This is a genomic window from Corynebacterium sp. ACRPJ (assembly GCF_022347345.1).
GTDB lineage: Bacteria > Actinomycetota > Actinomycetes > Mycobacteriales > Mycobacteriaceae > Corynebacterium > Corynebacterium tuberculostearicum_D.
Genome location: NZ_JAKRNC010000033.1, coordinates 1 through 1,754 on the forward strand (window position 1 = coordinate 1; position 1,754 = coordinate 1,754).

Here is a 1,754-nt window from a genome sequence, read left to right on the forward strand (position 1 = left end):
CTCATCAGGTGTGTGTTTCACCCGGACAATTTTTCAATAATAAAAGTTGGCAGCATGACACTCGCATACTCAACCAACCACAGGGTGCAACTGCACCCGAATAATAAAAGCTCCTTAGAAAGGAGGTGATCCACCCGCACCTTCCGGTACGGGTACCTTGTTACGACTTCGTCCCAATCGCCGATCCCACCTTCGACGGCTCCCTAACAAGTTTGGGCCACCGGCTTCGGGTGTTACCAACTTTCATGACGTGACGGGCGGTGTGTACAAGGCCCGGGAACGTATTCACCGCAGCATTGCTGATCTGCGATTACTAGCGACTCCGACTTCATGGGGTCGAGTTGCAGACCCCAATCCGAACTAAGGCCGGCTTTCAGCGATTCGCTCCACCTCACAGTGTCGCTGCGCGTTGTACCGACCATTGTAGCATGTGTGAAGCCCTGGACATAAGGGGCATGATGATTTGACGTCATCCCCACCTTCCTCCGAGTTGACCCCGGCAGTCTCTCATGAGTCCCCAACCAAATGCTGGCAACATAAGACAAGGGTTGCGCTCGTTGCGGGACTTAACCCAACATCTCACGACACGAGCTGACGACAACCATGCACCACCTGTACACCAGCCACAAAGGGAAAGACTATCTCTAGCCCAATCCGGTGTATGTCAAGCCCAGGTAAGGTTCTTCGCGTTGCATCGAATTAATCCACATGCTCCGCCGCTTGTGCGGGCCCCCGTCAATTCCTTTGAGTTTTAGCCTTGCGGCCGTACTCCCCAGGCGGGGCGCTTAATGCGTTAGCTACGGCACGAAAGTCGTGAAAAGACCCTCACACCTAGCGCCCACCGTTTACGGCATGGACTACCAGGGTATCTAATCCTGTTCGCTACCCATGCTTTCGCTCCTCAGCGTCAGTAACTGCCCAGTAACCTGCCTTCGCCATCGGTGTTCCTCCTGATATCTGCGCATTTCACCGCTACACCAGGAATTCCAGTTACCCCTACAGTACTCAAGTTATGCCCGTATCGCCTGCACGCCCGGAGTTAAGCCCCGGAATTTCACAGACGACGCGACAAACCACCTACGAGCCCTTTACGCCCAGTAATTCCGGACAACGCTCGCACCCTACGTATTACCGCGGCTGCTGGCACGTAGTTAGCCGGTGCTTCTTATCTAGGTACCGTCACAAAAAGCTTCGTCCCTAGCGAAAGGAGTTTACAACCCGAAGGCCGTCATCCCCCACGCGGCGTCGCTGCATCAGGCTTGCGCCCATTGTGCAATATTCCCCACTGCTGCCTCCCGTAGGAGTCTGGGCCGTATCTCAGTCCCAATGTGGCCGTCCACCCTCTCAGGCCGGCTACCCGTCGCCGCCTTGGTAGGCCATTACCCCACCAACAAGCTGATAGGCCGCGAGCTCATCCTACACCGAAAAAACTTTCCAACCATCACACTAAAAATGGCTCCTATCCGGTATTAGACCCAGTTTCCCAGGCTTATCCCGAAGTGCAGGGCAGATCACCCACGTGTTACTCACCCGTTCGCCACTCGAGTACCCTGCAAGCAGGGCCTTTCCGTTCGACTTGCATGTGTTAAGCACGCCGCCAGCGTTCGTCCTGAGCCAGGATCAAACTCTCCACAAAAAAATTTCAGAACAACATCCGAAACAGGCCGTGAAAAGCCCGAAACCCAACAAACAAACAAACCACCACAAACCACAAAAGCCTGTGCTGGCGTCCAAAAAATTACTACAAAGAAAAA

The 1,754-nt window shown here is 54.2% G+C and carries 1 rRNA gene; it reads right to left on the reverse strand.

The features are described from left to right. Positions 1–118: 118 nt before the first annotated feature. A 16S ribosomal RNA gene (locus MHY08_RS11565) occupies positions 119–1,636 on the reverse strand. Positions 1,637–1,754 lie beyond the last annotated feature (118 nt).